This is a genomic window from Candidatus Skiveiella danica, from assembly GCF_022705245.1.
Taxonomy (GTDB): Bacteria; Pseudomonadota; Gammaproteobacteria; order Burkholderiales; family Burkholderiaceae_C; genus Skiveiella; species Skiveiella danica.
Genome location: NZ_JAKJEW010000001.1, coordinates 21281 through 33317 on the forward strand (window position 1 = coordinate 21281; position 12037 = coordinate 33317).

12 protein-coding genes are annotated in these 12037 nt (G+C 64.5%); 9 read left to right on the forward strand and 3 right to left on the reverse strand.

Annotation, left to right across the window (positions count from 1 at the left end):
* Positions 1-43: 43 nt before the first annotated feature.
* Both ACMUOY_RS00105 and ACMUOY_RS00110 read right to left on the reverse strand, forming a co-directional pair.
* Positions 44-490, reverse strand: coding sequence for a hypothetical protein (locus tag ACMUOY_RS00105; RefSeq protein WP_413889820.1), 447 nt, complete (start codon positions 488-490; stop codon positions 44-46).
* A gap of 317 nt (positions 491-807) precedes the next feature.
* Positions 808-1944 (reverse strand): iron-containing alcohol dehydrogenase, encoded by a 1137-nt coding sequence (locus ACMUOY_RS00110; protein ID WP_413889822.1) that lies wholly within the window; start codon positions 1942-1944, stop codon positions 808-810.
* Between the two features lie 62 nt (positions 1945-2006).
* Here ACMUOY_RS00110 and ACMUOY_RS00115 point away from each other — a divergent pair, with 62 nt between their 5' ends.
* The 3 genes from ACMUOY_RS00115 to ACMUOY_RS00125 all read left to right on the forward strand — a co-directional run bounded on the left by ACMUOY_RS00115 (position 2007) and on the right by ACMUOY_RS00125 (position 6326).
* A complete protein-coding gene (locus tag ACMUOY_RS00115; protein ID WP_413889823.1) occupies positions 2007-3002 on the forward strand; it encodes an alpha/beta hydrolase in 996 nt (331 codons plus the stop codon).
* A gap of 28 nt (positions 3003-3030) precedes the next feature.
* Positions 3031-3888 (forward strand): YbgC/FadM family acyl-CoA thioesterase, encoded by an 858-nt coding sequence (locus ACMUOY_RS00120; protein ID WP_413889825.1) that lies wholly within the window; start codon positions 3031-3033, stop codon positions 3886-3888.
* Between the two features lie 122 nt (positions 3889-4010).
* On the forward strand, positions 4011-6326 hold the full coding sequence (locus ACMUOY_RS00125; RefSeq protein ID WP_413889827.1) for an O-antigen ligase family protein: 2316 nt from the start codon (positions 4011-4013) through the stop codon (positions 6324-6326).
* Between the two features lie 56 nt (positions 6327-6382).
* On the opposite strand, the gene ACMUOY_RS00130 is transcribed toward ACMUOY_RS00125, so the two are convergent.
* The gene (locus ACMUOY_RS00130) at positions 6383-7312 is read right to left on the reverse strand and encodes a YgfZ/GcvT domain-containing protein (protein WP_413889829.1); all 930 of its coding nucleotides are present in this window, start codon (positions 7310-7312) and stop codon (positions 6383-6385) included.
* 75 nt (positions 7313-7387) lie between these two features.
* Between ACMUOY_RS00130 and mltG the strand changes: the two genes are divergently transcribed.
* The 6 genes from mltG (at position 7388) to ACMUOY_RS00160 (ending at position 11958) form a co-directional block, all read left to right on the forward strand.
* A complete protein-coding gene (gene mltG / locus ACMUOY_RS00135; protein ID WP_413890222.1) occupies positions 7388-8341 on the forward strand; it encodes an endolytic transglycosylase MltG in 954 nt (317 codons plus the stop codon).
* Between the two features lie 4 nt (positions 8342-8345).
* Positions 8346-8990, forward strand: coding sequence for a dTMP kinase (tmk, locus tag ACMUOY_RS00140; RefSeq protein ID WP_413889831.1), 645 nt, complete (start codon positions 8346-8348; stop codon positions 8988-8990).
* Entirely contained in the window at positions 8987-9997 is a 1011-nt protein-coding gene (locus ACMUOY_RS00145) for a DNA polymerase III subunit delta' (RefSeq protein WP_413889833.1), read from the forward strand. Before tmk ends, ACMUOY_RS00145 begins: the two co-directional genes overlap by 4 nt.
* A gap of 24 nt (positions 9998-10021) precedes the next feature.
* Positions 10022-10384 carry a PilZ domain-containing protein gene (locus tag ACMUOY_RS00150; protein ID WP_413889835.1) on the forward strand — a complete coding sequence of 121 codons (363 nt, stop codon included), beginning with the start codon at positions 10022-10024 and terminating at the stop codon, positions 10382-10384.
* Positions 10385-10495: 111 nt separating this feature from the next.
* A complete protein-coding gene (locus tag ACMUOY_RS00155) occupies positions 10496-11299 on the forward strand; it encodes a TatD family hydrolase (protein WP_413889837.1) in 804 nt (267 codons plus the stop codon).
* The gene (locus ACMUOY_RS00160; RefSeq protein ID WP_413889839.1) at positions 11299-11958 is read left to right on the forward strand and encodes an ankyrin repeat domain-containing protein; all 660 of its coding nucleotides are present in this window, start codon (positions 11299-11301) and stop codon (positions 11956-11958) included. Before ACMUOY_RS00155 ends, ACMUOY_RS00160 begins: the two co-directional genes overlap by 1 nt.
* Positions 11959-12037 lie beyond the last annotated feature (79 nt).

Genomic DNA, 12037 nt, shown 5'->3' on the forward strand with positions numbered 1-12037 from the left:
ATTTGGTCAGGGTGGCGCGTTTGGACAGCACGCGCAGCACCGCCTAGCACAGCGCGCTACACAGCCACAGTCCAAGTGCTTTGCGTGTGAACCGATCGGCCTTGAACATGTGCGCAGTGGGCTTCATCAAATCTCTGACTCCAGCCTGAACAAACAAGTGCATTTCCACGTCTGCATGGTCGATGGGGTGACTGACATGTGAAGGCGGTTCGGCTACCGGGCGCAGGTACTTTTGAAAAGGGGGGAGGCGCCAGCCTCCTTGTTGATGTCGCCTACCAACCTTCTTCACGGCCAAGTGGTCAGAGTTTCCGGGCAAGAGATTCAACCGGGTCTTGAGGCAAGACTCATCGCCTTGCATCCAGCAAATACGGGCAAACGTTCCACCACCAAGCGCAGCGGCCGTGGCACCTGCCTCGTCACCCCAAGCAAGATTGGACAGTTGGATGGCTGAAGTCATCCGGTTTCGCGCGCCAGAGATCAGACGTTTCATTCCCTTCGGCGTAAGGCACAGGATGCAGACGGCTGAACGACCCGGAGGGCAAGGGTGCTGCCCTACCCAACCAAGGACAGCAGCAACGGGCCACATAGGTTTTCGGTTACCTGACGCCGATGCCGCGGCGTACCGTCAACGCCGAAACTAGGCAGCCCTTCATCTCGCCGGAGTTAAGCGCAGTCCTGCGCGATGTTGAGGTTCGCGCTCGTGGTCGGCTGGTTGAGACCGAGTTTCCCAATTTCAAGCGCTGGTAGGCCCAGTGGAAGTTGTGGCGAAGCAAAGAATGCCTCGCTAAAAATGAGGCTCTGACCCCCTCAAAGACTCTCCCGCAACATCCCCCGGTACTCCTCCGCGCTCGCCAGCCGCGGATTGGTCTTGTGGCAGTGGTCGGCCAGGGCACCGGTGATCACGGCGTCGAACAGGTCTTCCGTCACGCCCACGGCGGCCAGGCCGGTGGGCAGGCCCAGGCGGGCGTTTAGTGCGCGGATGGCGTCGGGGATGTCGTCGCCGCGGGCCAGGCCCATGGCCTGGGCCATGCGGTCCAGGCGGCGCTCTTTCTGCACCGACTCGGCCGTGGCGTTGAAGCGGATCACGGCGGGCAGGAACAGGGCGTTCAGCGTGCCGTGGTGCAGGCGCGGGTTCACGCCGCCCAGGCTGTGGCTCAAGGAGTGCACGCAGCCCAGGCCTTTCTGGAAGGCCATGGCGCCCTGCATGCTGGCGCTCATCATGTTCAGACGGGCTTCGTGGTCCTGGCCGTCGCGGGTGGCGCGTTCGATGTGCGCCCAGCCGCGGGCCAAGCCGTCCAGCGCGATGCCGTCGGCCGGCGGGTTGAAGGGCGCGGCCATGAAGGTTTCCATGCAGTGGGCGATGGCGTCCATGCCGGTGGCGGCGGTCAGCAGCGGGGGCAGGCCCAGCGTGAGGCCGGGGTCGCAGATGGCGGTTTTGGGCAGCAGGTGCCAGCTATGAAAACCGAGCTTGCGGTGGTCGTCCACGATGATGATGGCGCCGCGCGCCACCTCGCTGCCGGTGCCGGCGGTGGTGGGCACGGCAATCAGCGGGGCCACGCGCTCGGTGATTTTGGGCGAGCCGCCTTCGATGGTGGCGTAGGTCTTCAGGGGGCCTTCGTGCGTGGCGGCGATGGCCACGCCCTTGGCACAGTCGATGGCCGAGCCACCGCCCACGGCGATCAGGCCGTCGCAGCCCTGCGCGTGGTAGACCGCTACCGCGGCGCGCACGGCGGCCTCGGTGGGGTTGGAGGGGGTCTGGTCGTATACGGCCACGGGCAAGCCGGGCAGGGCGTCCAGCGCCTGCTGCAGGATGCCGACGGCCTTGACGCCGGGGTCGGTCACGATCAGCGGGCGGCGGATGCCGACGCGCTCGCACTCCGCGGCCAGCAGGTTCACGGCGCCAAAGTCGATCTGGATCTGGGTCAGGTAGTAGATGAATGCCATGGTTGTCTCCGGGTTGCCTTGTACGATGCCAGCTTTGCACTGTACCGACAAACCCGCCCGAGATGAGTCACCACCGCAACCCCCGCGCCCTGTTGACGCCCGTCATGCGCCAGGTTCTGGAGCGCATGGCCCGCGCCGGCCGCGCCCCGCTGCACGCGCTGACGCCCGGCCAGGCCCGCGCCGCCTACGAGGCCGGTGCCGGCGTGCTGGAGCTCGCGCCCCACAAACTGGCCCGGGTGGAAGACCTGCATTTCACCGCCCGCGACGGCCACCCGCTGCCGGCGCGCCTGTATGCGCCCGAGCACCCCGCGCTGGACCGGCCCGCCTTGCCGGTGCTGCTGTACTTGCACGGCGGCGGTTTCACCGTGGGCAGCATCGCCACGCACGATGTGCTGTGCCGCCACCTGAGCCACCTGGCGCACTGCGCCGTGGTGTCGGTGGACTACCGGCTGGCGCCGCAGCATCAATTTCCAACCGCCGCCTTTGACGCCTGGGACAGCCTCAACGCCCTACGCACCCAGGCCCCGGCCCTGGGGCTGGATGGCGCCCGGATGGCCATCGGCGGAGACAGTGCCGGCGGCACGCTGGCCGCAGTCACGGCCCTGATGGCGCGCGACGCCGGCCTGCCGCTGGCGCTGCAGATGCTGTTCTACCCGGGTTGTGCGGGCCACCAGAACATGCCCTCGCACCATGCGTTTGCCCACGGCTTCATGCTGGAGGTGGCGCACATCGACTACTTTTACGGCCACTACCTGCGATGCCCCGCCGACCGCAACGACTGGCGCTTTGCCCCGCTGGACGGCGTGGACGAATCGGGCCATGTGCGCGACCTGGAGGGCGTGGCCCCGGCCTGGATCGGCCTGGCCGAGTGCGATCCCCTTACCGACGAAGGCATCGCCTACGCTGACCGCCTGCGCGGCGCCCATGTGCCGGTGGACCTGGAAATCTACCGCGGCGTGGTGCACGGCTTCATCAACCTGGGGCGCGCCATTCCCGAGGCGTTGACGGCCCATGGCGACGCCGCGCGGGCGCTGCGGCACGCCTTTCAGACCCACTGATTCCCCCTTTTATCAGAGAGATTTCGCCATGAAACGCCAGGATTTCCGCTTCTTTCACCGCCTGCGGGTGCGCTGGGCCGAGGTGGACATGCAGAAGATCGTCTTCAACGCCCACTACCTGATGTATTTCGACACGGCCATCGCCGACTACTGGCGCGCGATCGGGCTGCCTTATGAGGCGGCGATGGAGCACCTCGAAGGCGATCTGTACGTGAAAAAGGCCATCGTCGAGTTCCATGCCTCGGCCCGGGCCGACGACCAGATCGACGTGGCGATGCGCTGCGCGCGCATCGGCACCTCGTCCATGCAGTTTGTGTGCGCGATCTTCCGCGGCGACCAGCTGCTGATCACCGGCGAGCTCATCTACGTCTTTGCCGACCCCCGCACCCAGACCTCGCGGCCGGTGCCGCCCGTGTTGCGCGGCATCCTGGAAGACTATGAGGCAGGCCGGTCGGTGGTGGAGCTGGTGCAGGGTGAATGGGCCGCTCTGGGCGCGGACGCTGCGCGGGTGCGCACCGAAGTGTTCATTCAGGAGCAGGCGATTCCGATGGAGATAGAGTGGGACGAGGCAGATGCGACCGCCTTGCATGCCGTGGTGCGCAACCGCCTGGGCCAGCCGCTGGCCACCGGGCGCCTGCTGACCGAGGCGCCGGGCGTCGGCCGCATCGGCCGCATGGCAGTGATCCGCGTCATGCGCGGCACGCAGCGGGGCGCCGATGTGTTGAAGGCCCTGCTGGCAGCGGCCTGGGCGCGCGGCGACCAGGAAGTGGTGCTCAGCGCGCAGCGCAGTGCGGCCGGGTTCTACGCCCGGCTGGGGTTCGAGGAGCGGGGCCCCGACTTCGATGAGGCGGGGATACCCCACGTCGAAATGGTTCGGCGGCGCTGAAGGGCGCCCGGCCGCGGAAAGCCAATCCCGGCGCTGCCCCTGAAACGGCGACAATACCAAGTTTGCCGCGTCCGGTGCTTGCCGGAGTACCCGGCGGCCTTTCACCACGTCATTTCTGATTCATGGCAACCAAGAAAAAACGCAACGCGGCCGCGGCCAAGCTCCAGCCGACCGACCGGCCGGCCGCTGCGGCCGCGTCGACCGCGGCAACGGCTGACGCAGCGGCCGGGAGAGACCCCGCAGCCCGCCCTCCCATACGCGCCCTCAAGCCGCCGACCCTGAGCCTGCCGGTCGAGATCGTGTGGGGCGACTGGACCGTCATCATCCTGGCGCTGATGATGTTCCTGGCCCCCGCGGTGGGCGTGCCCCACGAGGAGATGCTGCAGGACACGCTGAAGTCGATCGTGGTGTCGTTCGCGGTCTTGGGCGCGGGCCTGATGTTTTTCTGGCGTCAGCGCAACCGCCGCGACGCCCTGCGCTGGCACGCGCTCATGTGGCTGCCGCTGGCGCTGATGTTCTACGCCATCGGCAGCATGGCGTGGTCGCACGCCTACCTGGGCGGGGTCGAGGCGATTCGCTGGTTCATCCTGGGCCTGCTGCTGTGGCTGGGCCTGAACACGCTGAGCCGCGAGCGCGTTCCGCTGTTGTTCTGGGGCATTCACTGGGGCGCGGTGGTGGCATCACTGTGGACGGCGCTGCAGTTCTGGACCGATTTCAGGTACTTCCCGCAGGGGCCCAACCCGGCGTCGACCTTCGTCAACCGCAACTTCTTCGCCGAATTCGTGGTCTGCACGCTGCCGTTCTCGGCCATGCTCATTGCGCGGGTGAAGGACGCGGCCCTGATCGCCTTGCTCGCGTTCAGCACCGCGTTCAACCTGGTGGCGATCATGATGACCGGCACCCGGTCGGCGCTGCTGGCCATGCTGGCGATGGTTCTGGTGTTGCCGGTAATCCTGTACCGGTACCGCAAGCAGTTTGCCTTTTCGGCCTGGAGCGCCCGCAGCCGAATCCTCCTGTTCGGTGTGCTGCTGGGCAGCACGCTGGGCCTGGGACTGATCCACACGGGCAACCCCAAGCTCATCGAAGAGCACCGGCTGGAGCAGCGTGGCATGAACGCGCTGGAGCGCGCTTTCGCCCGCTCCAAGTCGATGACGCAGACCGAGGAATACACCCAGCGATCGTTCTCGGTGCGTCTGGTAATGTGGAAGGCCACCGCGCGGATCATCAAGGCGCGCCCGTTCTCCGGCGTGGGTGCCGGCGCCTGGGAAGTCGACATCCCGCTGTACCAGGACGAAGGCTCCCAGCTGGAGACCGACTACTACGTGCACAACGAGATCCTGCAGCTGCTGGCGGAATACGGGCTGGTGGGGTGGCTGTTCCTGCTCGCTCTGTTTGGTTATCTGAGCCTGGCCGCCTGGAAAACGCTGCGGGACGACAGCCCCGAGGCCCAGGCCGAGGCGCCGATGCGCGCCATCACCTTGCTGGCCATGCTGATGTTCCTGATCATCAGCAACGCTGGCTTCCCCTGGCGCATGGCCAGCACGGGCGCCTTGTTCGGGTTGATGCTGGCCATTCTGGGTGCCTCCGACGCCCGCCTGGGCTACAGCGGCGTGACAGCTTGCACCCGCATCCCCTGGAAACCCGCCTACTCGCGGGCGGGCGCGGTGGTCATGATGGTCTACCTGGCGTTGGCGACCTTCATCACGCAACAGGCGGCAGCCAGCGAGAGCAAGATTGTCCGTGCTGTCAAGCTCGCACTCGCGGTCTCGCAGTCAGGCGACTACCAGAACCCCAAGTGGGACAAGACCAAACGCGAGATGCTGACCCTGATCAAGGAAGGCACGGACATCAACCCGCACTACCGCAAGATCACGCCGATGGTGGCCGACGAAATGGCCAAGTGGGGCGACTGGAAGAATGCGGTCTGGATCTGGGAGTCGGTGCTCAGCTCGCGCCCCTATGTGGTCGCCATCATGTCCAACGTGGCGCGAGGATATGCCCAGATCGGGCAGAACGAAAAAGCGCTGGAGTACCTCACACGGGCCAAGGCGCTCCAGCCCAAGGCGACATCGGTGAACTCACTGGAAGTCATCCTCTTGAGCCGAACCGGCAATGAGCCGCAGGCCTACCGCCGGTCGAAGGAACTGATGGAAGCCGGGGAGTATGACTTCGATCTGATCAATGCGGCCTACGTGCTGGGGGCCCGCGCCAAGGATTGGCCAATGGCACTCAAGGCGCTTGAACTTCGGAGCCAGCGATGGCCCGAACAGGCGGTGGACGGCTGGCTCAAGATCGGCAACATCTATGCATCGGTAGCGGAAGTGAAGGACGAAAGCAAGGCACTCGCGGCCTACAAGGCTGCCATGGCCGCTGCGCCGGAGGCCAACAAGGCCGCAACCCGCGCGCAGATTCCGGCGGCTTATCAGGCGCGCCTCTGAGCACAGGGGGCCAAGCCGCCCCCGTCGGTGAGACAGGCACAGCGGCCTGCCCGGCGTCAGATGTCGTCCAGCAGCGGGTAGGGCAGTTGCGCCAAGCTCAAAGCGGGCCCCTGAGCCGAACCCAGGTGCAGATCCCCGGATGCCGCTGCACTGATCTGAACCGAAACAATGGCGTCATATCCGCCGCGCGGTGACGCAGCGCCCTGCGCGACCAAGCCGCAAGGCTGATCCGGATCCTGTGCCGAAAAGACGTCCTGGCCGGCGACCATGGCGGCTTCGCCATGCACCAGAAACGCCCGACGCTTCAGGGTTCCCCTGAACTGGCTGCGTGCCACGACTTCCTGCCCCGGGTAACACCCTTTCTTGAAGTTCACACCGCCAACCGACTCGTAATTCAGCATCTGGGGCACGAACGCATCCACGATCGGCGCGGTCACCATGGCAATACCGCTCGCAACCTCTCCCCACTGCCAAATCCCCATATCCAGCGCCAAACCTGGCGGGAGGGGCGTTTGGGCCGCGGCGATCCAGAGCGCCCGCTGCTGCGAACCAGCCGGATGCAGCCAGATCAGCTTTCCGCCCAAGAATTCCTCAACTCCCAGCGTCTGACGGTCATTTCCTGCTATTGCACTGATAGCATCACCGGCGAGCCCCGCCAACTGAAACTCGGCGGTCGCATCGGTCAGCCGGGCTTTTGCCCGAAGAACGAACATGCTCAGGCGCTTCAATGTCGGTCCCAGAATGTCCCGGCTGCAGACCAGCAGGAATCCGTCCGCGCCGTGTCGCAGGCCGATGAAACTCGCCTGCATCCGCCCCTTGGCAGAGCAAAAGGCGGCAAGGCGCGCCCGTGACGGTTCAAGCAGCACGAAATCCTGGGTCAACTGCCCTTGGAGGAATTTGGCGGCGTCTTCGCCCTCGACGCGGATCACGCCAAGATGGGGCAGAGCGGCTACGCCGTTGAGGTGGATGGAAGCGGCTTCGTTCATGGGTGAATTATCATGCCCGATCCCATTCCTGGAGGTTGCAGGGTTGTGCGTCGCATATTGATCATCGGGCTGTTGATGGCCGGCTCGCTGGGCCTGGCGGTCGCCTGGTGGCTGCATCATCCGCTGCCCCTGGCGGCACCCACTCTGGACCTGTCCATCGAACCCGGGACATCGCCGCGCGCAGTGGCCCAGGCGAGCGCGGATGCCGGTGCCGACGTCAACCCGTTTCTGCTGTACTGGTGGTTTCGGTTGTCCGGCGATGCGCGCCAGATCCGGGCCGGCAGCTATGAACTGGTCACCGGCGTGACGCCGGTGTCCCTGCTGCGGATGCTGGTGCGAGGGGAGGAGAGCCTGCGCAGCGTTACCTTGGTCGAAGGCTGGAACTGGCGCCAGGTGCGCCAGGCGCTGGCCCGCGCCGAGGCGATGAAGCCCGAAACCCAGAACCTCACGGACGAAGCCATCATGGCGGCGTTGGAGCGCCCCGGCGAGCCACCTGAGGGACGCTTTTTCCCGGATACCTATACGTATGCCAAGGGGTCCAGTGATCTGGCGGTCTTGCGGCGCGCACTGCACGCCATGGACCGAAAACTCGATGCGGCCTGGGCGCAGCGCGCACCTGACACACCACTCAAGACCCCGCAGGAGGCTTTGATCCTGGCCAGCATTGTTGAAAAGGAGACCGGCAAGCCGGCCGACCGCGCCTTGATTGCCGGCGTGTTCACCAATCGCCTGCGTTCGGGCATGTTGCTGCAGACCGACCCCACCGTCATCTATGGTCTGGGCACATCGTTCGATGGCAATCTGCGAAAACGCCATCTGCTGGCCGATACGCCCTGGAACACCTATACCCGCGCCGGCTTGCCGCCCACACCGATTGCCATGCCGGGCGCCGCATCCTTGCTGGCCGCTGTGCAGCCCGCTCAGACCAAGGCCCTCTATTTCGTGGCCCGCGGTGATGGCACCAGCCAGTTCAGCGCGACACTGGATGAGCACAATCGCGCCGTGAACAAGTATCAGCGAGGACAATGACGGCATGAACCAGCCTTTCTTCATCACCTTCGAAGGGATCGACGGCGCCGGCAAGTCCACTCATATCGACGCTTTGGCTGCAGCGTTTCGCGCGGCTGGACGCAGTGTGACCTTGACGCGGGAGCCTGGGGGCACGCCGCTTGCGGAGAAACTGCGCGCCATTGTGCTGGGGGATCCGATGGATGCGCTGACCGAGGCCTTGCTGATCTTTGCGGCAAGGAGAGACCACCTGCAGCAGGTCATCGAGCCGGCGCTGGCCAAAGGCGACGTGGTGATCTGTGATCGCTTCACCGATGCGACATTTGCCTACCAGGGGGGCGGACGTGGATTTGACCTCGAAATCCTGTCAACCCTTGAGCGCTGGGTGCAGCAAACATCCGTTGCGCCGGGCGACGGAATCAGGCAGCCCGACCTGACGCTCTGGTTCGACCTTGCAACGGACATCGCGGCGGCCCGGCTGGCGGGAACTCGTGTTCCCGACCGTTTCGAAGCGCAGCCGGTGGCTTTCTTTGAGCAGGTTCGAGCCGGCTATGCGCGCCGCATGGCATTGGATCCCGACCGTTTCGCGCGCATTGATGCAGGGCAGGGGCGCGAAGCGGTATGGGCCAGCGTGCGTGCCGCCATCCCTTCCGGATACCTGACATCATGACCGCCGGTCTGGCCATGGCCCCTTGGGTTGCTGATCAGGCCCGGCTGTTGCTGGCACAAAACGGCCATGCCTGGTTGCTGCACGGTCCGTCCGGTCTCGGTCAATACGATCTGGCGTTGTCACTGGCCAGCGCCTGGCTGTGCGATCAGCCGTCAGGGGAGGGCGCATGCGGGCACTGCGGCAGCTGCCATGCGATCGACGTGCGGACCCACGCAGACCTTGCCGTGTTGATGCCAGAAACGGTGTTGATTGAAAGGGGATGGCCCCTTGGCGAAAAGGCGCAAGCCGAAATTGACGACAAGAAGCGCAAGGCCAGCCGCGAAATTCGTGTCGAGGCGATGCGCGAGACGATCGAGTTTTCCCAGCGCACCAGTGCGCGCGGCCGCGCAAAGGTGGTGCTGGTCTATCCGGCGGAGCGGATGAACCACGTCACGGCCAACGCACTGCTCAAGACGCTGGAGGAGCCGCCGGGTGATGTGAAGTTCGTGCTGGCAACGGAGGCTTCCCATCTGTTGTTGCCGACCATCCGCAGTCGTTGCATGGGCCACGCGATGGCGTGGCCGGAGATGTCCGCTGCGCTGGATTGGCTCGCTGCCCAGGGATTTCCTCCGGCCGATGCCCGCGCATTGCTGCGCATTGCCGGCGGCCGGCCCGACGATGCGCTGCTCCTGGGCCGGTCCGGCCCGCCAGCCGAAAGCTGGCCACGATTGCCCCGAGCGCTGGCGCGCGGCGACGTCGGCGCACTTTCAGGGTTCACGCCCGCGCAAGCGATAACGGTGCTGCAGAAGCTCTGTCACGACCTGTTGAGCCAGGGGTGTGGCGCCCCTCCGAGGTTTTTTGACGCCGCCGATCTGCCCGAAACCAGTGCGCGGATGTCGATCGCCCGGCTGAGCGGATGGGCGCAGTCGCTGGCAAGGGCTGCGCGCACAGCCGAACACCCTTTCAACCCGGGCCTCGCACTGGAAGACCTTGCCACACAGGCGCATCACATCTTCCATTTGCCCTAAACTCAGCGCATCGGATTACCACCCATGACCGCTGTCAATCCCTCCACACCCCGGCCCAGCGTCATCCAACTGGCGATCAAGGAAAAGGCGGCCTTGTATGCGGCCTACATCCCGCTGTTCGAGGACGGTGGCATTTTCATTCCGACCACACGGGAATACCGGCTCGGCGACGATGTCTATGTTTTGTTGACGCTGCCGGACGACCCTCAGCGTTATCCCGTTGCGGGAAAGGTGGCCTGGGTGACGCCGGCGCGAGCGACTGGCAATCGCACCCAGGGCGTCGGCATCCGGTTCCCGTCTGACGAAAAGTCGCGTTTGCTCAAGCTCAAGATCGAGGAAGTGCTGGGCTCCCACCTGGCTTCGGAACGGCCCACACAGACCGTCTGAGAGGTCGGTCGCTGAGCGGTACACCGCCTTGATCCTGGTCGTGGAGCGACCCGCAAGACACATTCCAATGCATTCCGCCGAGCCCGGTGGATCCATTTTTCCCCTTCATTCATGTACACCGATTCCCATTGCCACTTGAGCTTTCCCGAACTGGCGGCTGATTTGCCACGTATCCGCGAGGCAATGGCGCAGGCGCAGGTCACCCGCGCGCTTTGCATTTGCACCACCCTCGAGGAGTTCACCGCGGTGGCGGCACTGGCCGACCAACACGACGATTTCTGGGCGACCGTGGGTGTGCATCCGGACAATGAAGGCGTCACCGAGCCCAGCGTTGCCGATCTGATCGAGCGCGCGGCCCACCCCAAGGTGGTGGGCATCGGCGAAACCGGGCTTGATTACTATCAGATGGAGCAACGCAAAGGCGGGCGTTCAGTGGCCGATATGGAATGGCAGCGCAACCGTTTTCGGGTTCACATCCGCGCCGCGCGCCAGGTCCGACGTCCATTGATCATCCATACCCGAGAAGCGGCCGACGACACCATCGCGATCCTTCGAGAGGAAGGCGAGGACGGCGCCTTGGGGTCCGTTGGCGGCGTGTTTCATTGCTTTACCGAGACCGAGCGGGTTGCCCGCGCCGCCCTCGATATGGGCTTTTTCATCTCCTTTTCGGGAATTCTCACCTTCAAAAGCGCAAGCTCGCTGCGTGAAGTCGCGTCGCTGGTGCCAATGGATCGTTTGCTCATCGAGACAGACAGCCCCTATCTGGCCCCCGTGCCGTACCGCGGCAAGACGAACAATCCCGCATACGTGCCCTATGTGGCCGCCGAACTGGCGCGCCTCAGGGGCTGCTCCATTGAGGAAATCGCCAAGCAAACCAGCGAGAATTTTGATCGGCTTTTCCTGCGGAGCGCTTGATGATTAAATACATGAAGTATTTTATTTATCTATTTGTTTTTATTGCTTTTTTTCCAGCGAAAGCTGGATCCTATGAGGACTACTTCGTTGCCATCAAGCAGGATGACTCGCGAACGGTCGAATCGCTCCTGAAGCGAGGTTTCGATCCGAATGCGCGGGACCCCAAGGGCGTCCACGGGCTGTTCGTGGCGGTCAGCGAGCCATCGCCCAAGGTTGCCGGCGTGCTGATCGACTGGCCTAAAACCGACGTTGAACCCCGGACAAAGGAGGACGAAAGCCCGCTGATGATCGTCGCGCTCAAAGGCGACCTTGAGCTTGCCCGCCGACTGGTTGCTCGAGGCGCTCACGTCAACAAGACGGGCTGGACTGCGTTGCACTATGCAGCAACCAATGGCCACCTGACGCTCATTCGATTCCTGCTCGAACAGAACGCGTACATCGATGCAGAGGCGCCCAGCGGCACCACGCCGTTGATGATGGCCGCGCACTACGGCACCCCCGAAGCGGTCAAGCTGCTGCTCGATGAGGGTGCCGATCCGATGTTGAAGAACCTCCAGGGCCTGACGGCCATCGACTTTGCCAATCGCGCCAATCGCAAGGAATCTTCGGAACTGATTGCTGCTTTCATCCGCAGCCGGCAACCCCGAGGCAAGTGGTGATGTTCCGTGGTCGTGGAGCTACCTCTCTTTCCGATTATGTAACTTCATACGATGTATATTATGTTAACTATTGCCTAGA